The 24492-nt window shown below is 73.5% G+C and carries 21 protein-coding genes, 2 pseudogenes and 1 riboswitch; of the genes and pseudogenes, 11 read left to right on the top strand and 12 right to left on the bottom strand.

Going from position 1 to position 24492, the window contains the following annotated elements; translation table 11 throughout:
• On the top strand, positions 1–558 hold a 558-nt coding region (locus ACGFSC_RS32315), incomplete at its 5' end, for a hypothetical protein (protein WP_392864341.1).
• A gap of 281 nt (positions 559–839) precedes the next feature.
• On the opposite strand, the gene ACGFSC_RS32310 is transcribed toward ACGFSC_RS32315, so the two are convergent.
• Positions 840–1592: a phosphotransferase gene (locus ACGFSC_RS32310; RefSeq protein WP_359911423.1), complete on the bottom strand. Its 753-nt coding sequence runs from the start codon at positions 1590–1592 to the stop codon at positions 840–842.
• A gap of 1132 nt (positions 1593–2724) precedes the next feature.
• Between ACGFSC_RS32310 and ACGFSC_RS32305 the strand changes: the two are divergent.
• Positions 2725–3656 (top strand): annotated as a pseudogene (locus tag ACGFSC_RS32305) (IS5 family transposase).
• Positions 3657–3671: 15 nt separating this feature from the next.
• Here the strand turns inward: ACGFSC_RS32305 and ACGFSC_RS32300 are convergent.
• The gene (locus ACGFSC_RS32300) at positions 3672–4889 is read right to left on the bottom strand and encodes an alpha/beta hydrolase (RefSeq protein ID WP_359911420.1); all 1218 of its coding nucleotides are present in this window, start codon (positions 4887–4889) and stop codon (positions 3672–3674) included.
• Positions 4890–5090: 201 nt separating this feature from the next.
• Between ACGFSC_RS32300 and ACGFSC_RS32295 the strand changes: the two are divergent.
• A pseudogene (locus ACGFSC_RS32295) lies at positions 5091–5345 on the top strand (DUF6368 family protein); the annotation flags it as partial.
• Between the two features lie 51 nt (positions 5346–5396).
• Here the strand turns inward: ACGFSC_RS32295 and ACGFSC_RS32290 are convergent.
• Positions 5397–5828, bottom strand: coding sequence for a hypothetical protein (locus tag ACGFSC_RS32290; RefSeq protein WP_359911431.1), 432 nt, complete (start codon positions 5826–5828; stop codon positions 5397–5399).
• 187 nt (positions 5829–6015) lie between these two features.
• Between ACGFSC_RS32290 and ACGFSC_RS32285 the strand changes: the two genes are divergently transcribed.
• Together ACGFSC_RS32285 and ACGFSC_RS32280 are read left to right on the top strand one after the other, a co-directional pair.
• Positions 6016–6321: a hypothetical protein gene (locus tag ACGFSC_RS32285; RefSeq protein ID WP_359911417.1), complete on the top strand. Its 306-nt coding sequence runs from the start codon at positions 6016–6018 to the stop codon at positions 6319–6321.
• A 148-nt stretch (positions 6322–6469) separates the two neighbouring features.
• Positions 6470–6811: a hypothetical protein gene (locus ACGFSC_RS32280; RefSeq protein WP_359911414.1), complete on the top strand. Its 342-nt coding sequence runs from the start codon at positions 6470–6472 to the stop codon at positions 6809–6811.
• 110 nt (positions 6812–6921) lie between these two features.
• On the opposite strand, the gene ACGFSC_RS32275 is transcribed toward ACGFSC_RS32280, so the two are convergent.
• The 3 genes from ACGFSC_RS32275 to ACGFSC_RS32265 form a co-directional block, all read right to left on the bottom strand.
• Entirely contained in the window at positions 6922–8421 is a 1500-nt protein-coding gene (locus ACGFSC_RS32275) for a glycoside hydrolase (RefSeq protein WP_359911411.1), read from the bottom strand.
• 79 nt (positions 8422–8500) lie between these two features.
• Positions 8501–9043, bottom strand: a complete 543-nt coding sequence (locus ACGFSC_RS32270; protein ID WP_359911408.1) for a GNAT family N-acetyltransferase — start codon at positions 9041–9043, stop codon at positions 8501–8503.
• 130 nt (positions 9044–9173) lie between these two features.
• Positions 9174–9719 carry a GNAT family N-acetyltransferase gene (locus tag ACGFSC_RS32265; protein WP_359911405.1) on the bottom strand — a complete coding sequence of 182 codons (546 nt, stop codon included), beginning with the start codon at positions 9717–9719 and terminating at the stop codon, positions 9174–9176.
• 208 nt (positions 9720–9927) lie between these two features.
• Between ACGFSC_RS32265 and ACGFSC_RS32260 the strand changes: the two genes are divergently transcribed.
• A complete protein-coding gene (locus ACGFSC_RS32260; RefSeq protein WP_359911402.1) occupies positions 9928–11004 on the top strand; it encodes a HEAT repeat domain-containing protein in 1077 nt (358 codons plus the stop codon).
• 80 nt (positions 11005–11084) lie between these two features.
• On the opposite strand, the gene ACGFSC_RS32255 is transcribed toward ACGFSC_RS32260, so the two are convergent.
• A complete protein-coding gene (locus tag ACGFSC_RS32255; protein ID WP_359911399.1) occupies positions 11085–11591 on the bottom strand; it encodes a hypothetical protein in 507 nt (168 codons plus the stop codon).
• Between the two features lie 98 nt (positions 11592–11689).
• A complete protein-coding gene (locus ACGFSC_RS32250; protein ID WP_359911396.1) occupies positions 11690–12688 on the bottom strand; it encodes a winged helix-turn-helix domain-containing protein in 999 nt (332 codons plus the stop codon).
• Between the two features lie 285 nt (positions 12689–12973).
• On the opposite strand from ACGFSC_RS32250, the gene ACGFSC_RS32245 reads away from it, so the two are divergent.
• Together ACGFSC_RS32245 and ACGFSC_RS32240 are read left to right on the top strand one after the other, a co-directional pair.
• Positions 12974–13516, top strand: coding sequence for an RICIN domain-containing protein (locus ACGFSC_RS32245; protein WP_359911393.1), 543 nt, complete (start codon positions 12974–12976; stop codon positions 13514–13516).
• Positions 13517–13842: 326 nt separating this feature from the next.
• Entirely contained in the window at positions 13843–14421 is a 579-nt protein-coding gene (locus ACGFSC_RS32240) for a hypothetical protein (RefSeq protein ID WP_359911391.1), read from the top strand.
• Between the two features lie 286 nt (positions 14422–14707).
• Here ACGFSC_RS32240 and ACGFSC_RS32235 read toward each other — a convergent pair whose 3' ends face one another.
• Together ACGFSC_RS32235 and ACGFSC_RS32230 are read right to left on the bottom strand one after the other, a co-directional pair.
• Positions 14708–15178 carry a DIP1984 family protein gene (locus ACGFSC_RS32235; protein ID WP_359911388.1) on the bottom strand — a complete coding sequence of 157 codons (471 nt, stop codon included), beginning with the start codon at positions 15176–15178 and terminating at the stop codon, positions 14708–14710.
• A 131-nt stretch (positions 15179–15309) separates the two neighbouring features.
• Entirely contained in the window at positions 15310–16260 is a 951-nt protein-coding gene (locus ACGFSC_RS32230) for a helix-turn-helix domain-containing protein (protein WP_359911428.1), read from the bottom strand.
• A gap of 181 nt (positions 16261–16441) precedes the next feature.
• On the opposite strand from ACGFSC_RS32230, the gene ACGFSC_RS32225 reads away from it, so the two are divergent.
• Both ACGFSC_RS32225 and ACGFSC_RS32220 read left to right on the top strand, forming a co-directional pair.
• Positions 16442–17392: an NADP-dependent oxidoreductase gene (locus ACGFSC_RS32225; protein ID WP_359911385.1), complete on the top strand. Its 951-nt coding sequence runs from the start codon at positions 16442–16444 to the stop codon at positions 17390–17392.
• A 94-nt stretch (positions 17393–17486) separates the two neighbouring features.
• On the top strand, positions 17487–18740 hold the full coding sequence (locus ACGFSC_RS32220; protein WP_359911383.1) for a threonine/serine exporter family protein: 1254 nt from the start codon (positions 17487–17489) through the stop codon (positions 18738–18740).
• 42 nt (positions 18741–18782) lie between these two features.
• Here ACGFSC_RS32220 and ACGFSC_RS32215 read toward each other — a convergent pair whose 3' ends face one another.
• Together ACGFSC_RS32215 and ACGFSC_RS32210 are read right to left on the bottom strand one after the other, a co-directional pair.
• A complete protein-coding gene (locus ACGFSC_RS32215) occupies positions 18783–19496 on the bottom strand; it encodes an IclR family transcriptional regulator (RefSeq protein ID WP_359911426.1) in 714 nt (237 codons plus the stop codon).
• Positions 19497–19696: 200 nt separating this feature from the next.
• Positions 19697–19839, bottom strand: a riboswitch (SAM riboswitch).
• A gap of 86 nt (positions 19840–19925) precedes the next feature.
• Positions 19926–20999: a hypothetical protein gene (locus ACGFSC_RS32210; RefSeq protein ID WP_359911380.1), complete on the bottom strand. Its 1074-nt coding sequence runs from the start codon at positions 20997–20999 to the stop codon at positions 19926–19928.
• 260 nt (positions 21000–21259) lie between these two features.
• Here ACGFSC_RS32210 and ACGFSC_RS32205 point away from each other — a divergent pair, with 260 nt between their 5' ends.
• Complete coding sequence (locus ACGFSC_RS32205; protein ID WP_359911377.1) at positions 21260–24469, top strand: BTAD domain-containing putative transcriptional regulator; 3210 nt, start codon at positions 21260–21262, stop codon at positions 24467–24469.
• Positions 24470–24492: the final 23 nt, after the last annotated feature.

Below are 24492 nucleotides of genomic sequence, written 5' to 3'. Positions count from 1 at the left end.
CCCATGCACCTCACCACCCTCGCCGGCCACGCCCTCTCCCGCGGCCGCACCCCCGCCGACACCTACGCCCTCCTCGCCCGCCGCACCCACAAGCCCCTCCCCTGCGCCCGCGCGGTCTGCCTCGCCCTCACCATCCCCCTCGCCGAGACCGTCCGCCGCCTCAACGAGTGCCACGACGCCCTCCTCGCCAACCCCCGCACGGGCTCCGAGACCGACACCGGCGAACTCCTCGAAGCCCTCGGCGTCTTCGACGTCCCCGCCTCCCTCACCGACACCGAACTCGCCGTCGTCGACCTCTTCCTGCTCGCCATCGACGCCATGGGCGGCATCCGACCCGGCCACCAGCACGGCCTGCACCGCTGGTTCACCACCGGCAACCTCACCGCCGCCTACCTCTCCCTCGCCGCCGCCCGACCCCTCCCCCGCACCGGCAACCCCACCACCTACTGGACCACCCTCGTCACCGCCGGCGAACTCCTCACCGGTGTGCTCCCCTCCGATTGCCGCATCAAGTACGCCCTCACCCACTGCCGCACCCAAGCCACCATCCACGCATAGGAAGTCGGCCCCGCCGACTTCCTGCGCAGAAGTGGTGCCGCACATGCCGTTGCCGCTTCGGCCCTGCCGAAGCGGCAACGGATGGTGAGGCGACGTGAGTGCTGCTCGGTGGTGGTTTCGGCGGGCCTGCCCAAGCTTGGCCAGGCCCGCCGTCGCTCTTGCGGTTCCTGGAACGGGCGGGCGGGTGGGCGACCTGTGCGAAGGAGCGTGGCGGTTTCAGCTCTCCCGCACAGGAAGTCGGCTGGGCCGACTTCCTGTGCACAAGGCGAGCCGGCGCGGCCTCACATCCGGGATCTCAGCACGTCGACCTCGCAGCCCGGCGCGAAGGGGTCGAAGCCGTGCTCGATCAGCCAGCGAACCGCCAGCAGGCTTCGCAACGACCACCACGCGCGGATCACGTCGAGGTCGACGTCGACGTCGGTGCCGTACCCGGCGATGACGTCGTCGAGGTGCTCCTCGTGTCCGAGCGTGAAGGTGGCCAGGTCGTACAGGGCGTCACCCCGGCCCGCCTCGGACCAGTCGATGATGCCGGTGACCACGCCGCCCTCGACGAACAGGTGCGCGATCTGCAGGTCGCCGTGCGTGAACGCCGGAGTCCACGGCCGGAACGCGGCCTCGGCGACCTCGCGGTTGCGGGTGACCAGGTCGGCGGGCAGGACGCCGTTCGTCACGAGCGCCTCGCACTCGTCGTCGAGTTCCGCCGTCAGCGCGACGACGCTCCGGCCGGCCCGGCCGGGCCTGGGCGGCAGCGGCGCGTCGTGCAGCTTCCGGATGGCGGCGCCCGCCGCGGCCCACTCCGCCGGTGACCCGGTCGACGGCCCGCCGAGGCGCCCGAGGGTCCTTCCCGGGAGGGCGGCGATCGCGAGCACTGGCGGCTTGCGCCACAGGACCTTCGGGGTCGGGACCGGTGCGAGGGACATCGCCTCGACCTCGACGTCGATGCGCGCCTGATCGGCGTCCACCTTCAGGAACACGTCTCCGACGCGCAGGGTCGCGCGCTCGGAATGGGCGACGACGACCGTGACCTCATCCATGGGAGACCAGTATCCCGGGGACGGCCGCCGACGTCGCCGGGTTTGTCACGTGCGACGACGCGGCCGACCGCGGCCCGCCACCCGGCGGCCTCGTGCACCGCATCGCACCGCACCGCACCGCACCAGAAGTCGGCCCCGCCGACTTCCCACGCGTACCACGGGCCAGTGCTCCGACCGGGAAGGTTCGCCGGGTCGGCGACTCGACCGTTCGGGCGGGTTCGAGGTGATCCGAGGTGACGAGAAATGTGAGCGGTGTCCGGCCGGACAGAGGGCTGGTGCAGCGCCGCGTTGATCCTTCGGGCGTCGCCGGTCAGCCGGCGGGGTCGCCGGGGTAGAGGCCGACGGCGCAGTCGAGGGCGCCTTCGGGGCTTCCGAAGGGCAGGCCCGTGGGCAGGATGTTGTCTTCACCCGTGCCGCTGAGTCGAGCTGTTCTTCTCCACCCTGACCCGACGTCCACTGTGCCGCGGCCGGTTCGCCTCCCGCGACGAACCGGCCGCGGCCATCGACACCTTCGTCCTGGCCTGCGACGAACACGACGCCAAGCCCTGCCGCTTGGACCTACGACGGCAGCCCACTCAAAGCCGCATGGACCCCCGAAGGATCAACGCGGCACTGCCCTAGGTTCTGTCCGGCCGATCTTGGGCTGTGGGAGGATGCCGTCCATGACTTGCATCCGAAGGGGCCGTGCCTCGTAGAACACCAGCTTCGCTTCGGCCGCGGGAATGCGGCTGGGGTATGCCCTGGGTGCGGTATCGCGATGTCCCAGGTCTGTCGGGAGCGGCGAATGCCGCTGTCCGTGTACTTGAACGGGAGCGATTGTCTCCGGGCATCGTGGCGGTGGCGCTGAGCGTGTGGTCCGTGCGCGTTCACGGCACGAGGCGCCGGTGGAGGCAGTGGGAAGCGGAGTTCACCTGTCCCTGCTGCGGCGAGGGTTGGGCCCGGGACAAGCTGCAAGAGGCTCTGTTCATGCTTCCGCCGAGGGCTGCCAGCGAACTCCGGGTGCAGGTCGAGCGCCTGGACGGGGTACTCCTCGGGCGAACGCATCACGAGCCGACGGAAGACCCGGAGTTGGCGTGGTGGCATCGCAGGTGCTGACCGTGCCCATGTCACCCACTGGTTCGTTGGCTCTTGCGTGACTGGTCGGGGGGATCTGACAGAGGCGGAGTGGCGACGTCTGGAGCCGCTCCTACCCACGGGCAACAACCGCTGCGGGCGGTGGCGCGATCATCGTCAGGTGGTCAACGGCATCCTGCACCGGGTGCGAGCCGGGGTGCAGTGGCGTGACCTGCCTGAACGCTACGGGCCGTGGAAGACCGTCTACGAGCGCCACCGGCGCTGGTCGGCCGACGGAACCTGGGAACGACTACTCCAGCAGGTGCAAGCCCAGGCCGATGACGCCGGTGGGATCGACTGGGACGTCTCGGTTGATTCCACCTCGATCCGTGCCCACCAGCATGCGGCCGGCGCGCGGAAAGCTCCGCCGCCCGCCGCGTCAAAAGGGGCGGCCGCGATGGCACACCAGAGCGGAAGACCGTGGGTGAGACTGTGCGCCCGCCTGGCGGAGGTGGTGCAGGAGGTGAGGCGCTCGGTCGCTCCCGAGGAGGCTTCACCACCAAGATTCACCTGAGTGCCGACGGGCGCTGCCGCGTGCTTTCACTGTTGCTGACGGCAGGCCAGCGGGCGGACTGCTTGCAGTTCGAGCCAGTCATGGAACGCATTCGGGTGCCTCGCCTCGGGCCGGGCCGCCCGCGCACCACGCCGGACAGCGTGAGCGCCGATAAGGCGTACAGCAATCGCCGGATCCGCCGCTACCTGCGGCGACGCGGCATCCACCACGTCATCCCCGAGAAGAGTGACCAGGCCGTGAACCGCGTACGCCGGGGCCGGGCAGGGGGTCGCCCACCCGGCTTCGACAAGGAGCGGTACAAGAAGCGCAACACCGTGGAACGGGCGATCAACAAGCTCAAGAACTACCGAGCTGTGTCCACGAGGTACGACAAGCGCGCATACGTCTACCTGGGCACCGTCACCGTCGCAGCAACCATCATCTGGCTCCGGACATGATCGGCGGGACAGAACCTAGTCCTGGAAGGCCACTTCCGGGTTGTTCGGCGAGGGGCCGTCCAGCAGCGGGCTGTGGATGCCCTTCAGCGTCTGGTCGAAGAACGCTGTCACGTACTCGCGGGTGATCACCACCCCGCGTTCCGGGGAGAGGGGCGGCGTCGGGAACCCGGCCTCCTCCAGAAGCACGTCCAGGTCGGTGAAGCTGGTGTGGTCGGCGCCGGCGACCGTCAGCCACTTCTTGTAGCCGCCGAGGGCGGCCCAGGCCTGCCCCCACGTGGTGTCGTGGCTGCTGGGCAAGTGGTTGGCGGCCGCGCCCAGCATGAGGAACGGCCGGTTGATCCGGCCGGGCAGCGGGGCCGGGTGGAAGGAGCCGTCCATGTTCACTCCGGCCCGTACTCGCGGGTCGGCGATCATCGTGGCGGCGGCCGCCGCTCCGCCGATGGAGTGTCCGGCCATGCCGATCTCGTGCTTGTCGATGAGGTGTGCCAGGCGCCACGCGGTACTGCCGTTTGTCAACCGGTCGATCACGAAGGACACGTCCAGCGCGCGGCTGGCGGCGACGGAGTCGAAGTCCAGCGCCGGGTTGTTGCAGATCGCGCACGTCGGCGTCCGGCCGTTCGCCAGCGTCTCGCCGCTGTCCTCGTAGGTGTGGCCGACGAGCGCGACGACGTAGCCGTGACTGGCCAGGTCGGTCGCGAGCGAGGTGAGCGTCATGCGCTGGTCCTCGAACCCGGGTGAGAGGACCACCAGCGGATACTTGCCGCGCTGCGGCCGCGCGCCGTCGAAGGCGTGAGTGGTGACGCCGGAAAGGTTCTGTGGGGTGACGCCGGAGCTCGCCGGCATCCCCCGGAACTGGATGGCTCCGGCTGCCTCGGCGAGGGTCATGTAAGGGGCCGGCGTCCCGGTCCCGGGGACGGCCGGGTAGACCATCGTGACGGCCAGTTGGCGGGGGCCGGATGACGGCACCCACGGGTCGGGACGGCTCGCGTCGGTGAGGTGGATGACGTCCTCGCCGGCGGCGTAGGGGCCGGTCGGCGCGGGGAGCGTGCCTTGGAAGGACCGCGTGGGCGCGGTGGCCGTGGCCGTGGCCGTGGCCGGTGCGGTGTCGAACGCGTGCGTGGCCACCGGTGTGGCCCACGGTGTGGCCGTGGCGGCGAACCCGGCGCCGGTTCCGGTGACGAGGGCGGCGAGCGCCAGCACCGCGACAGCGCTGATACGGCGATTGCGTTTCATGGGATCGACGCTAGGTTCCGCGGCTCCGTGTCGAATCGGCCCGTGGATGTAAACACTCCGGTGTCGTTCGTAGCCCCCGCGAGGTACCGGAGTAATCCGCCGGGAGTATGTCGTGCGGCGCGCGGGTTCCCTTCGACGGCAGCCCACGCGAAGCCGCATGAACCCCCGAAGGATCAACGCGGCGCTGCACCAGGCCCCGGCATGGCTGGTCCGACCCTTGTGATCGAACTGGCGGAGCCTGTCCCCTCGGCTGCGCCGGCCGAGTTCAGCGCGTTGATGCGAGGGCTCTCCACCCGCTTCGAGCAGCGGCGCCATGGATACTTCGACGTCAACGTGCCTTCGGAGCGGCTGGGCTTTGAGGCGCCGACGGCGGCTGCTGCCCAGGAGATGGACGGTCACCGGCCCTTTCTGGTGCACCTGATGAAGCCGACGTTCGGCGACGAGAGCATCTTCGAGGCCGAACACTCGGGTCCGAAGCCGTGCGAGCGGTGGGCCCGGCCGTCGGCCCTACCCGGGCCAGCCGTTGCAGTTCTCGAAGCCGGTCTCCACGGTGCCGCGGAAGGCCAGCGCCTCGCGGCCGATGCCAAGGGCGTTGAGCAGGACACCGAGCGCCGCGTCCACATCGTCCACCGAGCGGCTCACCCAGACGAACGTGTACGGGACGGTCGCTCCTTCGAGCTCGCTCAACGCGAAGTCCGTCGTCCCGATGCGGAACATGGCAACGTCCACGTAGCCGAGGTCTTCCCAGCCTCGTTCGATGGTCAGTCGCAACCGGGCCGCGAGCGCCGCCAGGGGCGGTTGCAGCCCCGCCACCACTCGAAACGAGCTTGCCGCGTACTCCCACATGCTCGGCTGGAACGCAGGGTTGCGCTTCCCGCCCTGGTACGCGGGAGCTTCCTCCCACTCCGGTTCAGGTCCCGGAACGCTGACTGCCGCCATGTCGATCTCCCCCTCCGAACACCACTGCTGCCGCCCGGTGTTCACCGTATCCGGCGGGTTCGGAGCCGGCAGTGCCCCCTCGGCCCCGGTGCACGAGCGCCCGAGGCCTGACACCCGACCACCTCGCACAGGAAGTCGGCCCCGCCGACTTCCTGCTCACCCCCACCGGTCCCGCATGATGGTGATCATGACTGATGAACATCTGTCCGTGTCCTTCGCCGAATTGCGCAGCTCGTTCGACGTCGTACTCCGTCATATGGAAGCCGCTGCGGCGGGCGATGCCGTCGCCCTGGACAACGACTACTTCTGGTCCATCCCCCCGAACGACCTCTACGACGTCACCCGGGAGCCGGACGAACTCACCATCGGACAGCTCTCGGAATCCTGGCAGCACCTGCGGGACGTAGTCGCCGACCCGGACCGCGCACTGAGCCACCACCTGACGTGGCTCGCCGACGTCCTCCGGGCCATCGCCCACGAGCACCCGGCATAACCCCCACCCACTCCGCGCGGGAAGTCGAGCCCGTCGACTTCCCGCGCACGTCAACGCTCCGAAACAGCTGGACCCCGAGCAGTCCGGGAAGCCCGAACCCCGCTCATGAAGTTCGGCCTTGTTGGGACTGCTCGGATAGTGTTCGACCGTGAGCCTCGAAGAGCTGCGCGGCCAGTTCTGCTGGTTGACGTCACTCGTCCTGCGGACCGACCTGCAACCCAGCGAAGCTGTCCTCGTGCTGAGTTCGGAGAGCGCCAGTGCGACCTTGCGCCTGGTCGGCATCGTGCATGCGAGAGCCGACCTGGGCGACCCGGACGGCGGCTTCGTGGACGAGGTCCTCGTGCGGGAACTGCCTCAGCACGGCCCGTGGCCGCCCGAGGCCCGTCATCTCCTGCATCACCACGCCAACCGCCGCGTGCTGCACTGGCTGACGATCACCGGCCCGGGCGAGGAGGTGGAGATCCTCGCCGAGGAGCTCAGCGACCGCTGAAGGGTGTTCCGGAAGCCCGGATGCGGGGCACTTCCTCGATCCGGTCCGGGAGTTCGACCGGGCCGACGGAGGTCCCCGGCCGGGGCGGGCCCGGCCGGGGACGCGAACGGCTACAGGTGGACGTCGGAGACCTCGAAGGTCTGGACGCTGTAGGCACCGCAGTCGGACCAGAACCGCCCGCCGTTCATCACGGTGTCCGCGTAGTACTGGTAGCGCTGGCCGTCACCGGCGCCGACACCGGTGACCCAGCGCTTGACCGCGGCACCGTGCACGCCCGGCTGCGAGAACGCCGACAGGTCGAAGGTGAGCCACTGCGCGTCCTCAAGGAGGTAGGCGACCACGACCAGCTTGTGGTTGACGGCGTCGTAGGCCGCGACCGCGTTGTTGTGGCCGGTGTCCATGATCGTCATCCCCGGGCGGATGTGCCGCATGTACTGGGCGAGCACCCAGTACTTGGGGTTGACCTCGACCAGTTCCCCGCTGTCGAAGTTGATCGCACCGAAGCCGTGCCAGTCGAGGATCTGCCAGGCCACCCAGGCCGAAGGGTGGAGCAGGTGCAGGTCGGCGTGCAGGTTCTCGGCGAGGGCCAGGCCGTGCGCCCACCCGTCGCCGTACTCGGAGTTCCAGATCCGCTTGCCGTCGGCGGACACCGCGTCGTACAACCCGACCCGGTCGCCGCCGAGTTCGTCGTAGCCGTGCACGTTGACCCGGCCGACGGCAGCCTTGGTCACGTCGTCGAACTCCGGGCTGGTCCAGGTGTTGCGGGCCAGCGCGGTGCCGTTCTCGTCGAGGCCCGCCACCAGCGTCCCCGTCAGGCCCCGGACGTCCAGCTGGGCGCGGGTCCGCCGGATGAGGTCGGCCTGCTGGGCGTGGGTGTAGTAGCAGCCTTCCTGGGTGGTGTCCATCAGCGCCTTGTTGCCCCAGTTCAGGCCCGGCTCGTTGAACGGCTGGACCGAGGCGAAGTCGATGCCCCAGTGGTCGTGCGCATACCGTGCCACCGTCGCCAGGTAGGCCGCGTGGCGGTCGAAGTTGCCGTCCTGGAGGTTGCAGAGGCCGTCGGCGGCGCCCTCCGGGTTGTCGTTCTTGAGCATCCACCACATCGGCGAGTTGGCGAAGAGCTCGAACGTGTCCACGCCCCGGGCCTTCGCCTGCTGGAGCACGCCCCGCTGCTTGGCGTCCAGGGTCCAGTCGAAGCTCGACGAGGACGGGTCGTCGGAGCTCCAGTCGAGCTGGAAGCCCTCGATCTTCTTGAACCCGTCCAGCGGGGACGCCATCTTCCGGGAGCCGATGGTGTTGCTCCCGGACCCGCCGGCGCAGTACCGGACGATGTTCATGCCCAGGCCCGGCAGCTGGTGCCCGAGGAACGGGACGGTGTTGCGGGTGAACAGCAGGTCGGACAGGTCGTCCCGGGGCCCGATCCGGTTCGCCCACCAGCCCAGCGTGGTGCCCCACCCCTCCCAGCGGCGGGTCCACTCCACGTTCGGCGCCGGCGGCTTGACCTCGATCGTTCCGATCGGCTGGCCCGCCCAGGAACGCCCGGTTCCGGAGATCAGCGTCATCGCGCCGAGCGGCACTCCCACGAGTCCGCGCAGCAGCGTACGTCGTTCCATCGGTTCCCCCACAAGTCGTCATCCCCCCGCGGTCGCGGGGGTGCCAGTTGTATCGCGCACCGTCGAAATCGCGATGGGCTCAGCGCGTGGCTGCGGCGTACTGGGCCGACGACAGCTCGAACACCCGGACCCGCCTACCGCTGGTGGGATTGACGGTCTCACGGGCCGGATGCATCCCCAGTTTGGTCATGATCCGTTCGGAGGCGTCGTTGCCCACCTGGGCGATGCTGACGATCCGCTCCAGCCCTCGCTCCTCGAACCCGAACCGGACAGCGGCCACAGCCGCCTCCGTGGCCAAGCCCTGCCCCCAGTGGGAACGTCCCAGCCGCCAGCCGACCTCGACCGCCGGCAGGACCTCCGGCAGGAATGCGGGCACCGAAAGGCCGGTGAACCCGGCCAGCTCGCCGGTGGAACGGATCTCCACCGCGAACAGGCCGAAGCCCCGCGACTCCCACTCGCCCTCCCACGCCTGGATCCCGGCGCGGGTCTGCTGCTCGTCACGGACGCTGCCGTCCCGGATCCACCGCATCACCTCGGGATCGGCATTGACGGCAGCCATGGGCGCGACGTCCGCCTCGCGCCAGCGACGCAGGATCAACCGGGGAGTCTCAAGCGTGACCATTCCGTCATTCTGGATCAGCAAGTGGCTCTCCGCCATCCTCATCGGACACTTTCGATCCATGCCTGGTGCCGCGTCAGGCAGCGGCCGCCGCCGGCACGGGTGAGCCCGGCTCGCACGAGGTGGCACGCCGTCACGGTCGCGGCGGGTCCGCTCGCAGGAGCCGGCCCTCGCCACCGGCGAAATTGATGCCCTGGAAGGAGGCGCCGAACTCCACCTGCTCGAAGCCGAGTTCCCGGTGCAGGTCGAGCGAGGCGCGGTTCCTGGCGGAGATGAAGCACCAGACGGCCGACCCTCCTCCCCACGCCCATTCCATCCGGCGCCGGGTCAGCAGCCTCGCGATTCCACAACGCCGCCAGGCGGGATCCACCGTGACACCGGTCAGGTAGTGGCCGGCCGGGGCACCGTCCCCGACGTGCTCGGGCAGGAACGCCGCGCTCGCGTACCCGACGGCCTCACCGGACACCTTCGCGGTGATCACCAGGCTGCGCTCAGCACACAGCGCCCGCCGGATTCGGTCCGCCCATGCGCCCGCCGAACCACCGCGCGCCCGGGCCTGGATCGCGGCCAGCCCCGGCACATCGTCCCCGGTTGCCTCCGCCACCACCGCGGTCACCGGAGCAGGCCGCTCGGCCGGGTCCGGAGCGTAGGCGGCGAACCGCGCGTCCTGCCCTGCCATGTCGCCTCCCCCGCCACCCGGCCCTCGCCCCGACCCCGGATCCGGCCCCGGCCCCGGCCCCGGCCCCGGCCCACCGGAGCGGAACGCCCGGCCGCCGGGCCGGGCCACGTGCGGGGCCGAGGTACGGGGGGCGGAAGCCGCCGTGCGCGGGGCGGGCGCCGTACGCGAGACTGCCGGGATGAACAGGGACGGGGATACGGCGGAACCGGTGACGGAGCTGGTCGGGCAGGCCCTCGGCGCGCAGGACCGGCACGCGTGCGAGGGACTGCTGCGGCGGGCCGCCGAGGCCGACGGGCGCGGGGCGGTGGCGCGCGCGCTGGACCTGCTCGGTTCGCCTCGGCCGGTGGAACGGGCCCTGGGCTGCGACCTGTTGGGGTTCGCGAGCGACGCGCACGAGGACGTCCGGGCCGGGGCGGCCGACGCCCTGGTCGCCCTGGCCGCGCGGGAGTCCGAGCCCGAAGTCCTCCGCTCGCTGGCCCGGGCCCTGGATCGGACCCAGGACCGGCGGGCCGTGCCCGTCCTGGTGGCCCTGGCCGGGCACCGGGACCCCGAGGTGCGGCAGCGGACGGCCATCGCCCTCGGGGGCTTCGACAGCGGGCTGCCCGACGGGCCGGACGTCCGCGCGCTGATCGCCCTCGCCCGGGACCCGGACCCGGAGGTGCGCAACTGGGCCACGTTCTCGCTCGGCTTCCAGTCCGGGGCCGACACCCCGGCGGTCCGGGCGGCCCTCTGGGAACGAACCCGGGACGCGGGCCCGGACGTCCGCGCGGAGGGCGTCCGCGGTCTGGCGCGGCGGCGCGACCCGCGCGCCACCGCGCCCCTGAGCGAACTGCTGGCGGATCCGGACGGCGCGGAGGTCCTCACCTTCCGGGCGGCGGAGATCCTCGGAGCCCCCGAACTGCTGCCGCTGCTGGAGGACTACGACCCGGACGACCACGGGGTGGCCGAGGCCCTCGCCGCCTGCGATCCGGCACGGAAGGCCCGGCTCGACGAGGCCGCCTGGGCGCTGGTGCGCGCCCTGGAGCGGCTGCGGCCCGAGCTGTCGGCCGCGGTCTGGGCGACCCGCTGCGAACCCGGCCTGACGCTCGGCCTCGGCAGCGGCCCCGACGCGCCGGGCTACGACGCACCGGGCGCCGGCACGCCGGGCCCCGACGCACCCGGCTACGACGTCGGGGCACTGCTCGCACGCGCGGGCCACGATCCGCTGCGGGCGGCCGAACTGGTCTGCGGCGACCACCCGGTGACGCGGTCGGACCGCACGGCCACCGGCCACCGGAAGGATTGAACTCCCCCTAGGGTGAAGGCAGTTGGCGATCAAGTGGAGGTCGGTCCAGCTGCGGCCCGAGGAGCCGGGCCGGCCGCCCGTCAGCAGGCGGAGCAGTCGGGAACAGGGGGAATCGTCGGGAAGGTGTCGTTCCCGAGGAGCCAGTCCGTGAGCCATTCCGCCAGGGTGACGTCCTGCGGGGAGGCGTAGTGGTGGTCGCAGGCGTTCTCGTCCATGCCCCACATGGCGCCCTGCGGGGTACTGAGGTCGAGGCACCACCAGATGACACCGCCGAGGGTCACCAACGGCACCACGCCGGGCGGAAAGCCCGGCTCGGTGGCCCATTTCCGGTAGGCGCGCGCCAGGGACCCTTCGTGGCTGAACCGCCGCTTCGACTCGGTGAGCGAGACGACGCCGCCGTACGGCCCGAAGCCGCCGTCGGCGACCTCGCAGTAGATCCTCCGCAGCAGCGGCGCCATCGGAAACCCGGTGAGGGCCTCGAACTCGTCGGCGGCCTTCGTCGGCGCGGGCAGGGGAAGACCGCGGGCCTCGGCGAACTCGTGGAGGCCGGCGACGATCTCGTCATCGGTCCAGGCGGGAGAAGTCACGGAGGAACCGTAGCGGCATGATCGCCGGTGCGTCCTCGCGGGTCGTCACAGCTCACCGCGGGAGGACGCGGAGGGTCGCGGCCCCGTCCCGGCGGGGTTCAGGGGCGGTCCTGGAGGAGCGCCTCGCCGAGCGGGGTCAGGGCGTGGCGGACGCCGGGGCCGGTGCGTTCGGTGGTGAGCAGGCCTGCGGCCCGCAGGACGGTGGCGTGGTGGCTCGCGGTGGCGGGCGAGGTGCCGGTGCGGCGGGCGAGTTCGGCCGTGCCCGCCGGGTCGGCCGCCGCCCGCAGGGTGCGGGCGCGGGTGGCGCCGAGCAGGGCGACGAGCGCGCCGCCCGGTTCCGCCGCGGCGGCCGGGGCCCAGACCGACCGGTAGGTGCCGAGGTCGCGGGCCAGCGGGTAGTGGAGCACGGGAGGGTGCTCGGGGCCGCGGTTGTCGGTCATCGCCATCGGCTCGGGCCAGAAGAAGGTGGGCGCGAGCACGATGCCGGTGCCCCGCAACCGCAGGTCCGCGTCGACGGGACAGGGCAGTTCCAGCACCGGCGACTCCCACCGGATGTCGGGGTGCAGCGAGCCGAGCAGGCCGTCCAGCCCGGAGTCCGCCGCGAGCAGCGCCCGCGCGGTGCGCTCGGTGTGCGCGGCGGCGAGCAGTTGGGACCAGTACGGGGCGATCGCGACGGAGTGGTACCCGCGCAGGCCGCGGCCGACGAAGGCGCGCCATTCGCGGTCGCCCCGGTGCAGCTCGCGGATCCAGCGGGGCACCCTCGGCCGGATGCGTTCCAGGATCCGCAGGTCCGCCGCCCACAGCCGGCCGGGCAGCGACCAGGTGTGGTCCAGGCTGTCCGCCAGGGTGGTGGCGTCGGCGTGCAGGAAGGCCTCCGGGGCCTGCGCCGCGCCGGCGGCGGTCGCCAGCTCGAACAGGAGCCGCGACTCGGGGCCCAGGAGCGTGCGGGTCCGGCTGCGCCAGCCCTCCAACGCCACCCCGCCCACGCCGCGGGCCTGCACCAGGGACAGGCTCAGGACCGTCTCGGTGAGCGGGTCGGGTGCCCGCGTGATCCGAACCCTGGTCAGGTCGTCGGGGGTGAAGTGGATGCGCAGCAATCCTGCTCCTCGCGTCACGGGGGCTCCCGAGGGTGCGGCCGCGTCCCGGCACCGGCCCCCCGCCGGGCCTCCGCCCCCTGCGGCCTTCCGCCCACCGTAGACGGACGGCTCCGGCTCGCGGTGGCGTTGCCCGGCTCTGACCGGATCTTGGCGTTTCGGCGGACGACGGGCGCCCGGATTCGATGGAACCCGAAGGGTCTTGGGAGCGAGCACAGCGCTTCGTGAGACTGGCCGCCGAGGGCGCCCCGAGGTGGCGCCCCGACTCTGGTGAGGAGTGAAACCGTCATGCGATTCACCCGTCAGTCCGTCGCCCGTTCCCTCGTCGTCCGCTCCCTCGTCGTCCGCTCCCTCGTCGCCACCGGCACGGTGCTCGCCGCCGCCACCACGCTGGCCACCCCCGCCCAGGCCGACCCGGTGCAGCACCGCTACGCCAACGTCTCCGCCTACAACAAGTGCCTCGACATCCGCGGCGGCTCCACCTCCGAGGGCGCGCTGCTCCAGCAGTTCGACTGCAAGCTCGCCTCGAACCAGTCGTTCTGGACGGACACCTACCTCGGCGACCCGTCCACCGACATGAAGGCCGCGAACTCCGGCCTCTGCCTCGAACCGACCGGCATGGACGCCGGCGCCACCATCATCCAGCGCCGCTGCAACTACAGCCAGGGCCAGCGCTGGGAGCACGTCGCCCAGGCCAGCGGGGTGATCGCCATCAAGAACCGGGCGACCGGCCTGTGCCTCGCGGACGCGGGCGCGCCGTCGGGCAGCCGGCGCGAGGTGCGTCAGCAGCCGTGCGACGGCACCACCACGCAGCTCTGGGTGGTGCGCTGAGTCCGGTCGACCACGACCCCGGCCGGGGGCGTTCGGACGTCCGGACGTCCCCGGCCGGGACGGCGGTTCGGGCGCAGACGTGCTCGTAGGAGACGAGCTTCCTGCCGACGACGCTCCCGAAGCCCACCTGATCGGCCGCGGTGCAGGAGGCCGGCGCGAGCCCGACGACCCCTGGAGCGGCGGCATCACGGCGCCGCGGGACAAGCCTCATCGCTTCCCCCCGGTTCACGACTGCTTCGAACCTAAAGTCAACTCCCCTGTGCGGAAACGGGAACGGCATACCGGGATCGCCGAGGCCCGCCCGGCCCGTTGATAGCGTGATCGCCATGACGGAGCTGGAAGAGTCGGAAGAACTGGAAGCGCTGGTCCTGACCCCCGACGAGCGGGCACGGGGAGTCCGGGTCGACCGGGTGATGTTCACCATGGACTGGACCGGCGAGGACCACCCGGGACAGCTGGCGGCATTCGTGGCCGGCCGGGTACGGGCCTTCGGGGCAGAACCGGCGGGCATCGACACCGAGGTGGTCCACCGGGCGGCCGAGGCCGACCCGACACTGCGCCGCGGTGACCTCCCGGTCCGCCAGCTCGACCACCTCGCCGGCGTGCTGGCGGACCTCGGCCGCACGCTCCTGGTGCGGGAGAACGGCACCGACACCTACGAACTGCTGGTCGCGCTGACCGGTGGGCACGAGCCGACCGGGCTGCTGCACGAGGGCCTCCCGGTGCGGGCCTGGGGCTCGGAGCCCGAGGAGACCGTGGTCAGCCTGAACTGCCCGGACTGCTCGCAGATGCTGGTGTGGGAGCTGCCGCCCACCGAGACCCTCGCCGACGAGCACTGCGACTGCGGCGCCGCCTTGTTCGACACCGAAGGCCGCCCGCTGCCCCACGTCACGCTCCACGCCTGAGCCGGGCAGGCGCGCCGCGCAGGACGTCGGGCCCGCCGACTTCCTGCGCGGAGCTGCGATGTGGAATGCCCCGAACCCGCCCTCGCCGCCTCGGACCTGCACGTGGTGATGTGCTGTGTGCTGTGCACGGTTACCTGTACGCGGTGCTGAGCTGCACTGTTGATGGGGAGTCGAACCCCGCGTTGCTCTTCACGCGCCAGGAGTGGGCCGGAATACCGCCGGCCCTCGGTGTGTGCACGCCTCCGAAGCTGCTACCTGCTCCACATCGTCCGAACATGCCGGACCGTCAGTCCAGCAGATCGACCTCCCAGTTCGTGCGCTGGATCCGCACATCGACCTCGCGGATCTCCCGCGCGAGCGCGTCCGCCTGGCCGCGCAGTTCGGCGACCGGGAGCGCGGAGAGCATCATCAGCTCGGACCGGAGCTGCCGGCCGTATCCCCGGTCACCCGTCCCCGCCGCCGCGTCCGCCGCCGCGGTGACCACGGAGTGACGCAACCGCAGGACGTCCCGGCGCGCGAGGGCATCGGTGAGCGTGCCGTCCGGACCCATCTCCACGGTGGCGTTGGTCCGGTTGATCCGCCGGATCAACGTCTCCAGGGCGTCCAGCACCTCGCCGACCTCGGCCAACAGCTGGGCCGCGTCCTCGGCGGGCGTCTCCCCCTCCTGGTGGCGCGCACTGCTGACGATGCGCGCCCGCAGCTGTTCCGTGCGGCGCGTCGCCTCCGCGCGTTCTGCCAGTGCCTCGGCAAGCTTCATTTCCGCACCTCCCCCTCTCTGAGCTCGCACGAGTATACGAGTGCGAACCGGCCCGTCCGCACCTGGTTTTCCGCTCCGCCGGGGCCCTGACCAGCGACAGAGCCGGAGCGGGCAGCCGGGCCGATGGCTGCTCAGGCCTCGCTCGGGGCGGCGGCCCGGCCGCGGAAGGTGGCGCGGTAGGCCTGGGGCGACACCCCGATCGCCGCGTGCAGGTGCTGGCGCAGCGAGGCACCGGTGGCGAAGCCGATCTCGGTGGCGATCCGGTCGACCGGGAGGTCGCTGGTCTCCAGCAGGTGGCGGGCGCGGTGCAGCCGTTGCTGGATCAGCCAGCGGCCGGGGCTGGTGCCGGTCTCCTCCTGGAAGCGGCGGGCGAAGGTGCGCGGGCTCATCCGCGCGTGCGCGGCCAGCTCCCGCAGGGCGAGCGGGCGGTCGAGGCGTTCCAGGGCCCAGGCCTGGGTCGCGGCGGTGCCGTTGGCGCCCTCCGGCGGCACCGGTTGTTCGATGTACTGGGCCTGGCCGCCCTCGCGCCAGGGCGGCACCACGCAGTGCCGGGCGACCTGGTTGGCGACGGCGCTGCCGTGGTCGGAGCGCACCACGTGCAGGCACACGTCGAGGCCGGAGGCGGCGCCCGCCGAGGTGAGGATGTCGCCGTCGTCGACGAACAGCACGTCGGCGTCCAGGGCGACGCGGGGGAACATCCGGCGGAAGGCCGGCGCCAGCGCCCAGTGGGTGGTGGCGGGGCGTCCGTCGAGCAGGCCGGCGGCGGCCAGGGCGAACGCGCCGGTGCAGATGGAGACGATGCGGGTGCCGGGGCGGATCCGGGCGAGGGCCGCGCGCTCGGCCTCCGGCAGGTCGGCGGTGACGCGGTGCAGGGCGTAGGGCGGGATGACGACCGTGTCGGCGCTCTCCAGCGCCTCGGGCCCGTGCCCGACGGTGATCGTGAAGTCGGCGTCGGTGGCGACCGTCCGGTCGTCGGTCGCGGCGCACGTCACCACCTCGTACGCTCCCGGCACGCCGGGGAAGACCCGGTTGGGGATGCCCAGTTCGAAGGGGTACACGCCGTCGAGGGCGAGGACGACCACGCGGTGCGGCGGCCGGTCGCCGGGGAGACCGCGGGCGCCGCGGAGACCAGAGGTGCCGCGGAGACCAGGGGCTCCGGAGCCGCGGTGGCCGCGGGGTGCGATCGCAGACATGGCACGATCCTATCGGTCTTTGGCAATCTTGCCATTTCGCAGGTCAGGGCCCCGGTCGCAGGCTTGGTCCATGACCACGAACACGATGCGAGCCGTCACCCAGACCACCCTCGGCGCCCCGGGCGTCCTCCACGAGGCCGAGGTCGAACGGCCCACGCCCGGCGTCGGCCAGATCCTCGTCGCCGTCCACGCCGCCGGGGTCAACCCCACCGACTGGAAGCACCGCGAGCGCGGCATCTTCCTCGGGCAGCCCCCGTTCACCCTCGGCTGGGACGTCTCCGGGACCGTCGAGGCGGTGGGCCTCGGCGTCTCGCTCTTCGCCCCGGGCGACGAGGTCTTCGGCATGCTGCCCTACCCGTACGGCGCCGGCTCGCACGCCGAGTACGTCACCGGCCCCGCCCGCGCCTTCGCGCCCAAGCCCGCCGCACTGACCCACGTCGAGGCGGGCGCGCTCCCGCTGGTGGCGCTCACCGCCTGGCAGGCCCTCGTCGACACCGCCGGGGTCCGGCCCGGGCAGCGGGTCCTGGTGCACGCGGCGGCCGGCGGCGTGGGACACGTCGCCGTGCAGATCGCCAAGGCGCGCGGCGCGTACGTCATCGGCACCGCGTCCGCCGCCAAGCACGACTTCGCCCGGGCCCTGGGCGCGGACGAGGTGATCGACTACCGCACCGCCGACTTCGTGCAGGAGGCCCGGGACGTCGACGTGGTCCTCGACCCGCTCGGCGGGGAGGACCGGCTGCGCTCCCTGGAGACGCTGCGGCCCGGCGGCGTCCTGGTGTCGATCCTGCCCCACGACCTCGACGGGCTGGCCGAGCGTGCCGCCGAGTTGGGCGTGACGGCGAAGACCCTGCTGGTCGAGCACGACCGGGCCGGGATGGCCGCGATCGCCGCCCTCGCCGAGTCCGGACAGCTGCGCGTGCACGTCTCCGGCACCTACCCGCTCGCCGAGGCCGCCGAGGCCCACGCCGAGGGCGAGACGGGCCGGGTCACGGGGAAGCTGGTGCTCACCGTCCGCCCGTGACAGCGCCCGGCGGTGTCACGGGCGGACGGTGAGCAGAACCGATCAGACCGGGGCAGAGTCGGACCGATTCGGGCGGGATGGGACGATACCTGCCATGCCAAGCAAGTCTCCCCCGGTCCGGGGCATCGACGCCCCGCCCGACCCGCTCCGCCGTCTGCTGCTCGAACTGGGCGAAGCCCTGCTGGGCGGCGGCCTGCCCGTCCATGACGTCGAAGAGGAACTCCACTGGCTGGGGCGGGCGCTGGGGGCGCCGGACGTACGGGTCGCCGCCCTGACCAACGGGCTCTTCGTCGCGCTGGGGCCGGACGACGCCACCCGGTTCCAGCCGGTCGGCACCGCGCTGCGGTTCGAGCAGACGGCCGACGTCCTCCACCTGGTGCACCGGCTGCGGGCGGGCGAGCTCGACGGGCCCCGGGCGCTCGCCGAGCTGGACGGGATCCGGCGGGCGCCGGCCCGCCGGCCCGCGTGGGTGTCGGACCTCGGGGCGCTGCCGGTCGGGGTGGGGGTCTGTCTCTTCCTGCAGCCGGTGGCGGCGAACGTGCTGGCGGCCGGGCTCGGCTCGCTGATCGTCGTGGGGCTGACCGTGCTCGCCCGGCGGCTGCCGTACCTGCGGCCGCTGCTGCCCGTCACCGCCGGTTTCCTGGTCGCGCTGCTGGTCCTCTCGCTCGCCCGGGCCGGGCTGCTGGAGGGCCCGCTGCGGACCATCGTGGCCACGCTGGCGATCCTGCTGCCGGGCGGACTGCTCGTCACCGGGCTGTCGGAGATCGCCGCGGGTGCGTCCAGCGCGGGTACGGCCCGGCTGGTGTCCGGTGCGGTGCAGCTGGCGCTGTTCCTCGCCGGGGTGGCCGCGGCCGCGACGGCGGCCGGCGTGCCGGCCGCCGCGCTGGCCGACGTACAGGTCGCCAGGCCGAGCTGGTGGGTGATCGCGCTGGGGCTGGCGCTCGCGGTGGCGGGCGTGGTGGTCAGCGTGAACACCCCGCCCTCGGCCGTCCCGTGGATCGTCGTGGTGATCGCGGTCAGCGTCACGGTCCAGGTGGTGGTGGGGTCGGCGCACGGCGCGGCGGTCGGCGGCCTGGCCGGCGCGGTCACCGCCGCGGCCGCGGCCACCCTGGTGCACTGGCTGCCGGGCGGTCCGCTCTGGCAGGTGCTCTACCTCCCGGCGTTCTGGATCGTGGTACCGGGCTCCTTCGGCCTGCTGCACACCGCGCAGATCGAGGTCGGGAACGGCGCGCAGTCGGTGCTGACGGCCGTGTCGGCGGTCTTCGGGGTGTCGATCGGCACCCTGATCGGCTCGGTGATCAGCCGGATCCCGCGTCCCTCCCGCGCCGTGCTGCTGCCCCGGGCCTGAGCCCGGGGCAGGCGGGGCCCCCGACGCGGGCGGAGCCCCCGCTCAGGGGTGGCGCAGGGCCTCGGTGAGCCGGTGGGCGGCCTCGACGACGGCCTGGGAGAGGTGGGCGCCGGGGTGCCGGGTGAGGCGTTCGATCGGGCCGGAGACCGTGACGGCGGCGACCACCCGGTTGGACTGGCCGCGGACCGGCGCGGAAACGGAGGCGACCCCGAGTTCGCGCTCGCCGACCGACTGGGCCCAGCCCCGGCGCCGCACCCCGCTCAGCGCGGTGGCGGTGAAGCGGGCGCCCTGCAGTCCGCGGTGGAGCCGTTCGGGCTCCTCCCAGGCGAGCAGGATCTGGGCGGCGGCGCCGACCTTCATGGGGAGGGTGACGCCCACCGGAACGGTGTCGCGCAGGCCGGTGAGGCGCTCGGCCGCGGCCACGCAGATCCGCACCTCGCCCTGCCGGCGGTAGAGCTGGGCGCTCTCGCCGGTGATGTCGCGCAGCTGGGTGAGGACCGAGCCGGCCGCGGCCAGCAGCCGGTCCTCCCCGGCCGCCGTCGCGAGCTCGCCGAGCCGCGGGCCGAGCATGAACCGGCCCTGGGTGTCCCGGCTGACCAGGCGGTGGTGTTCGAGTGCGACGGCCAGCCGGTGGGCGGTGGGCCGCGCCATGCCGGTGGCGGCGACCAGGCCGCCCAGCGTGACGGGGCCGGCCTCCAGGGTGCCGAGGATCGAGGTGACCTTGTCGAGCACGCCGACGCCGCTCGTGTTCTCCATGTGGGGGTACTCCAGTCTCGGGGCCCGGAGCAGCGGACGGTCGCTGCTCACGGCGGCTCCTGGCGGGGAGCCGGGGGGTGTGGTCAGCGAGGACGGGCCGGGGGAAACGGCCGAATGCCTGCGCCGGGCACGAGACGGGTACGCGAAAGCGCCGGGGCGGGAAGCGCCCGGGCGAAGGACAGCACAGAGAGCACCGTGTCTCCTCATCTTTCCCGCGCCACAGTGGCGACAGGCCGGAGTTGGCACTGCCCCCGGACGGCACGGCGCGTACTTCGGACGCCGGGTCGAACGGGGAGTTGCCGGGGCTTCGTAGGGCCGGTCCCTCCACCCCTCTGGATGATTCGCCAGGAACGATACAAGACTTCCCGGGCCGCTCGGCAAGCCCCCCCACCTCCGGCCCCCACCCCCGGCCGCCGCCCGCGGGCCCGCTCAGCGGTGGCGCGGCTCCGACAGGCCGGTGCACGGGGCCCGGTCCGGGCCGCCGGGGGCGGTGGCGTCCCAGGCATTCAGGGCGTCGAGGGCGGCGGCGCGTTCGGAGGCCGTCGGCCGGGTGCCCTCGGGGCCGAGCAGGTAGTCGGCGACCGGGGTGAGCAGCAGGGTCGCGTCGCCGGCCGGGAGCAGCAGGGCCTCGTCCCACCGGTGCCGGATGACGGTGCGGCGCAGCAGGGTGCCGTGGCGCGGCCGGAGCGGGCGGTGGCGGCCGCGGCGGCGGCGCCGTTCGGGGGCGACCTCGGTCTCCAGGACGGTGCGCACGTCCCGCAGGGAGCCGAGCGGCACGTGTTCGGCGGCGAGGTCGAGGAGGGCGGCGGCCTCCGGGGCGAGCCGGTAGGCGGCGACCACCGCGGCGGTCTCGACGGGGTCGAAGGGCTGCCCGGCGAGCTGGGCCACGTCGATCACGTCGCCCGCGAGGAAGGCCCGCCCGAGCCCCTCCTCGGCGAGGGCGATCAGGCATTCCACGTGGTCGTCGGCGGCCAGGTAGGGGCGGACCGGGACGGTGGCGAGGTCGCCGGTGAGCGCGGCGGTGGCGACCCGTACCTGGTACCACGGGTCCAGCAGCGGGTCCTCGCCCGGCCAGCGCAGGGTGACGGCGGTGTGCCGGGGCCGCTCGCCGAACAGGGTGACCTCCACGGACTCCACCGGGTGATCGGTGACCAGCCGGTTGACGGCCTGCCAGAGCGTGGCCTCGGTGGGGCTGACGAGGCCGAGCTCGGCCAGCGGCCGGGGCAGGTCGGGCGGGTAGTAGCCGGCCAGTGGCAGGTCGCGGATCGGACGGACCCCGGTGGCGTCGGCGAGGTCGCGCGCGACGCCCGCGTAGCACTCGGCCCGGTCGCGGGCGCGCTGCAGCTCGGCGCGGGCGTGCCGGCCCATCCGGACGCCGTCCCGGGCGAGCGCGGCGAGCACCAGGTACGGGAGGTGGCGCTCGCCCCGGGCGCGGTGGAGCAGGTCGACCGGTCCGGCGGCCGGGTCGACGTCGAGCAGCCGGTGGAGCAGGTCGGTGTTCATGGGGGTCCGCCTCCGAGAGCCGTGGTGGTCGGCCGGACGGCGGCCGGGCGACCGGGGACGTGGCGGGTCCGGCGGTCGGGGCCGGGCCGACTGCGGGCGCCACACCGTCGATTGTGGTCACGGCCGATCAACGCCGGATCACCACCGGGTCGATGATCCCTCGACATCCGCGGGGTGCCGTGGGTTGATAGGGGCTCATCGAATCGGGGGGCGGCACGTGCGCGGACGGGGGCGAGCACATGAGGCGGGCAGGTGCAGGGATGGATGATTTCCGGTTCTCGGTGCTGGGACTGATGAGAGCGCAGCGCGGCGCGACCGCGCTGAAGGTGGGCAGCCCCCAGCAGCAGGCGATGCTGGCGGTGCTGCTGCTGCGGCCGGGCCACGGCGCGAGCGCCACCGACCTGATCGACGCCCTGTGGGGCGAGGAGCCGCCGGGCACCGCGATGACGACGGTGCGCACGTACGCCTGGCGGTGGCGCAAGGTGCTGCACGGCGAGGAACCGGACGCTCCGACCGTACTGACCTCGGTCGGGGACGGCTACCGGCTGGTGCTGCCCAAGCACGCGGTGGACGCCGCGCAGGCGGAGGAGCTGGCGGCGCAGGCCGAGCGCACGGCGGCCGCCGGGCAGCCGCAGCAGGCACGTGATCTGCTGAACCAGGCACTGGAGTTGTGGCAGGGCGAGCCGCTGGCCGGCATCCCCGGCCCGTTCGCGCAGCGCCAGCGCCAGCGGCTCCAGGAGCTGCGGCTGACCCTGCTGGAGGAGCGGATCGCCCTGGACCTGGCGCTCGGCCGCTACTCCCGGTGCATCCCGGAGCTGACCTCGCTGACCACCGAACACCCGCTGCACGAGCGGGCGTACGGGCTGCTGATGCGCGCGCTGTACCAGGCCGGGCGGCAGGCGGACGCGCTGGCGGTGTTCCGCGGCGCGCGTCAGCTGTTCCTGGCCGAGCTGGGCGTGGCGCCCGGAGCGGAGCTGGACCTGCTGCACCAGCGGATCCTGGAGGGCGACCCGGCGCTGGCCGCCCCGGCGCCGGTCCTGCGGCCGGTGTCCGCCCTGCCCGGGCCGGCCGCGCCCGTGCCCGGCCCGGCGGAGCGGACCGCGCCCGGGGCCGGATCGCCGGAGCCGGCCGGCGGACCCGCGGCGCCGGACGCACCCGCCGCCGCCCCGGCCGGGAACGGCGTGCCGGCCCCCAGACCGGCCCAGCTCCCGCCCGACGCGGCCGACTTCACCGGCCGTACGGTGCTGGTGGAGCGGCTGGGCGGGGCCCTCGGCGCGCCCGGCCAGCAGGCGCTGGCGATCGCGACCGTGGTCGGCATGGGCGGGGTCGGCAAGACCGCGCTGGCCCTGCACGTCGCCCACCGGGTGCGCGAGGCCTACCCGGACGGGCAGCTCTACGTCGACCTGCGGGGCGCCGACGCCACCCCGGCCGACCCGGAGGCGGTGCTCAGCGGCTTCCTGGTGGCGCTCGGCGTGCCGGCCGACGCGGTGCCGGACGGACTGGACGCCCGCTCGGCGCTGTTCCGCTCGGTGGTGGACGGCCGGCGGCTGCTGCTGGTGCTCGACAACGTCCACGACACGGCGCAGATCAGACCGCTGCTGCCGGGCGCGGTCGGCTGCGCCGTGCTCACCACCAGCCGCACCCGGCTGTCCGGACTGCCCGCGACCGTCCAGGCCGACCTGGGCGTCTTCGAACCCGAGGAGGCGCTCGAACTGCTGGGCCGCACCATCGGCGCCGAACGGCTGTCCGCCGAGGCCGAGGCCGCCCGGGAGCTGCTGCTCGTCTGCGGCCACCTCCCGCTCGCGGTGCGGATCGTGGCGGCCAGGCTGGCCGCCCGGCCGAGCTGGACGGTGCAGACGCTGGGCCGCCGGCTGGCGGTCGAGCGCCGCCGGATCGACGAGCTGCGCATCGGCGACCTGGAGGTGGCGGCCGCCTTCGAGCTGAGCTACCGCCAGTTGACGCCCGCCCAGGCCCGGGCGTTCCGGCTGGCCGCCTCGGTGGACGGTCCGGACCTCGGACTGCAGGCCGCGGCCGCCCTGCTGGACCTCGACGAGTACGACGCCGAGGACCTGCTGGAGGCCCTGGTGGACGTGGCGATGATGGAGTCGCCCTTCCCCGGCCGCTACCGCTTCCACGACCTGCTGCGCGCGTTCGCCCGGCGCCGTCCGGACGATCCCGGCGCGGCGGTGGCGGCCCGCGACCGGATGCTCGACCACCTGCTGGCCACCGCGTGCACGGCCTTCCAGCACGCCGTTCCCGGGGATCCGGCGGCCGGCGCGCTGGGGCCCGCCCGCAGCGCGGGCGTTCCGCTGGACGGCCCGGACGGGGCGCGGGCCTGGGCCGAGGCGGAGGGTTCCGGGGCGATCGCGCTGGCCGCCCAGGTGGCGGGCTGGACCGTCGCGGACGACGCCGCGGCCGCCCCACCCACCGCTGCCGACGGCCGTGCGCCGGGGCAGGGGCCTGGGCCCGAGCCGCTGCGCGCCGCGATCGATCTGCTGATCGCGCTCACGCCGTTCGTCCTCGCCCCGCCCAGCCGTCAGCTGGCCACCACCGCACAGGCCCTGGCCGCCGCCGCGGTCCACCGCGCCGACCACCGGGCAGCTGGCCGGGCGCACTTCCTCCGCGGCAACGTCGCCCTGGCCGCCACCCGGCTGGAGGAGGCGGAGGCGGCCTCCCGGCTGGCGGTGGCCGCCTCCCGCTCGGCGGGCGACACGGTGATCCTGCGCCAGGCGCTGAACGACCTCGGCCTGGTCTGCCAGTTCCTCAGCCGCTACGACGAGGCCGTCGGGCACTACGACGAGGCACTGCTGCTGGCCCGCGAACTCGGCCACCGCTCCGGGGCGCTGGTGACGACGGTGAACGCGGCGCTGGCCCGGGTGCGCAGCGGGCGGGCCGCCGAGGCGGTGCCGATCTGCCACGAGGCGCTGGCCGAACTGCGGACCCGGCACGACGATCCGGGCCGGGCGTACACGCTGTACGTGCTGGGGCTGGCGCTGCACGGGCTGGGGCGGCACGAGGAGGCGGTCACCTGGTTCGGCGAGTGCCTGGCGGTGGCCTCGGCGGCCGGTCTGCGGGCCCGGGCGGCGCACGCCCGCTACCGGATGGCGGACAGTCTGCGGTCGCTGGGCCGGACGGACGAGGCGCTGGAGCACGCCGGGCAGTCGCTGGAGCTGTGCGAGGAGCTGGGTGCCGAACGGGACCAGGGCCACGCGCTGGTGGTGCTGGGCCGGACCCTGGCCGACCTCGGGCGGGAGGCCGAGGCGGGCGGCCGGCTGCGGGAGGCGCACCGGATCTTCGTCCGGCTGGGGCTGCCGGAGGCGGCGGAGGTGGCGGGGCTGCTGTCCCCGCGGGAGGGTTCTGCCGCATCGGCCGCGTCGGCTCCGTCGGCCGGATCGGCTCCGTCGGTCCCGTCGGCTCCCTCGGTTCCGAAGGGGCGGCGGGCCGCCGACCGGCTGTCGTCGGGCTGCTGAAGAATCGATCCTGCGCCCGGCTT

Source organism: Kitasatospora sp. NPDC048715 (assembly GCF_043198905.1).
Taxonomy (GTDB): Bacteria; Actinomycetota; Actinomycetes; order Streptomycetales; family Streptomycetaceae; genus Kitasatospora; species Kitasatospora lactacystinica.
This window is presented reverse-complemented; position numbering and strand designations above follow the sequence as displayed.

What these genes read in the sequence shown, in the direction of transcription:
- ACGFSC_RS32310 (WP_359911423.1), bottom strand. Translation starts at nt 1,592, where the DNA reads ATGGATGAGGTCACGGTCGTCGTCGCCCATTCCGAGCGCGCGACCCTG.
- ACGFSC_RS32300 (WP_359911420.1), bottom strand. Translation starts at nt 4,889, where the DNA reads ATGAAACGCAATCGCCGTATCAGCGCTGTCGCGGTGCTGGCGCTCGCC.
- ACGFSC_RS32290 (WP_359911431.1), bottom strand. Translation starts at nt 5,828, where the DNA reads ATGGCGGCAGTCAGCGTTCCGGGACCTGAACCGGAGTGGGAGGAAGCT.
- ACGFSC_RS32285 (WP_359911417.1), top strand. Translation starts at nt 6,016, where the DNA reads ATGACTGATGAACATCTGTCCGTGTCCTTCGCCGAATTGCGCAGCTCG.
- ACGFSC_RS32275 (WP_359911411.1), bottom strand. Translation starts at nt 8,421, where the DNA reads ATGGAACGACGTACGCTGCTGCGCGGACTCGTGGGAGTGCCGCTCGGC.
- ACGFSC_RS32270 (WP_359911408.1), bottom strand. Translation starts at nt 9,043, where the DNA reads ATGGTCACGCTTGAGACTCCCCGGTTGATCCTGCGTCGCTGGCGCGAG.
- ACGFSC_RS32265 (WP_359911405.1), bottom strand. Translation starts at nt 9,719, where the DNA reads ATGGCAGGGCAGGACGCGCGGTTCGCCGCCTACGCTCCGGACCCGGCC.
- ACGFSC_RS32245 (WP_359911393.1), top strand. Translation starts at nt 12,974, where the DNA reads ATGCGATTCACCCGTCAGTCCGTCGCCCGTTCCCTCGTCGTCCGCTCC.
- ACGFSC_RS32240 (WP_359911391.1), top strand. Translation starts at nt 13,843, where the DNA reads ATGACGGAGCTGGAAGAGTCGGAAGAACTGGAAGCGCTGGTCCTGACC.
- ACGFSC_RS32235 (WP_359911388.1), bottom strand. Translation starts at nt 15,178, where the DNA reads ATGAAGCTTGCCGAGGCACTGGCAGAACGCGCGGAGGCGACGCGCCGC.
- ACGFSC_RS32225 (WP_359911385.1), top strand. Translation starts at nt 16,442, where the DNA reads ATGACCACGAACACGATGCGAGCCGTCACCCAGACCACCCTCGGCGCC.
- ACGFSC_RS32220 (WP_359911383.1), top strand. Translation starts at nt 17,487, where the DNA reads ATGCCAAGCAAGTCTCCCCCGGTCCGGGGCATCGACGCCCCGCCCGAC.
- ACGFSC_RS32215 (WP_359911426.1), bottom strand. Translation starts at nt 19,496, where the DNA reads ATGGAGAACACGAGCGGCGTCGGCGTGCTCGACAAGGTCACCTCGATC.
- ACGFSC_RS32210 (WP_359911380.1), bottom strand. Translation starts at nt 20,999, where the DNA reads ATGAACACCGACCTGCTCCACCGGCTGCTCGACGTCGACCCGGCCGCC.
- ACGFSC_RS32205 (WP_359911377.1), top strand. Translation starts at nt 21,260, where the DNA reads ATGGATGATTTCCGGTTCTCGGTGCTGGGACTGATGAGAGCGCAGCGC.